The 1,001-nt window shown below is 62.3% G+C and carries 2 protein-coding genes; both read right to left on the bottom strand.

What is annotated here, in order from left to right; translation table 11 throughout:
* Positions 1-325, bottom strand: a 325-nt coding sequence (locus EN879_RS37120) for a cupin domain-containing protein (RefSeq protein ID WP_127274768.1), incomplete at its 3' end; no start/stop codon positions are given.
* A 5-nt stretch (positions 326-330) separates the two neighbouring features.
* A partial coding sequence (locus EN879_RS37115) for a phosphoenolpyruvate hydrolase family protein (RefSeq protein WP_164774904.1) occupies positions 331-1,001 on the bottom strand: 671 nt, incomplete at its 5' end.

The raw sequence follows: 1,001 nt of genomic DNA, 5'->3' as shown, positions 1-1,001 counted from the left end.
GCCCGTCGCCGGTGTTGAGCGTCGAATGAAAGCGGCTTTCCGGCACGTAGATGGTGCAGCCGGGGCCGACCTTCTCGACCATCGGATTGCCCTTCTCGTCCTCGACCATCTGTTCGCCATGGCCTGAGATGACGAAGATGATTTCTTCCGCGCCCGGATGGTTGTGGCGCGTGTGGCCCTTGCCGGAAGGCAGGTCGACGACCCCGCCGGAAAAGCGGGTTGCGCCATTCACTTCGGGCGCCACCGTCAGCGCCAATTTTCCCCAGTCGAAGCCGAAGGCGCTGACGTCCTTCGGGTACACGAACACTTTGCTCTTGTCGGTCATCTCACTCATCCCTTCTTTTTCTTGAATGTGGTCTTCTGGCCGCCGAGCGCGACGGCCTTGAAATCGGCCGTCTGCTTGGCGATCGCGGCTTCCGCCGGCAGCCGTTCCATCGAGCTGGCGCCATAGAAGCCGTGCAGGCCCTTGGCCTGGGAGAGAATGTAACGGGCGTCGTCGGGCATCGAAATCGGGCCGCCATGGCAAAGCAGGATGACATCCTTGCGCACCGAGCGCGCGGCATTGGCGATGGCGTCGATCTCCTGAATGCAGTCGTCGAGCGACTTGGCTGACGTGGCGCCGATCGAGCCGCCTGTCGTCACACCCATATGGGCGACGACGATGTCGGCACCGGCCTTGGTCATGGCGCGGGCCTCATCCGGGTTGAAGACATAGGGCGTGGTCAAGAGATCGAGCTTGTGCGCCTCGGCGATCATGTCGACCTCGAGGCCGAAGCCCATGCCGGTTTCCTCGAAGCTCTGCCGCATGCTGCCGTCGAACAGGCCGATGGTGGGAAAATTCTGCACGCCGGAAAAGCCCATCGTCTTCAGCTCTGCCAATAGCAGCGGCATGATGACGAACGGGTCGGTGCCGTTGACGCCGGCCAGCACCGGCGTGTGTCTGACCACAGGCAGCACCTCATAGGCCATTTCCTTGACGATCTCGTTGGCGTTGCCATAGG

It is taken from the genome of Mesorhizobium sp. M7A.F.Ca.AU.002.02.1.1, assembly GCF_003998535.1.
GTDB lineage: Bacteria > Pseudomonadota > Alphaproteobacteria > Rhizobiales > Rhizobiaceae > Mesorhizobium > Mesorhizobium ciceri.
The sequence above is the reverse complement of the archived record's forward strand: the minus strand, read 5'-3'. Positions and strand labels throughout refer to the sequence as shown.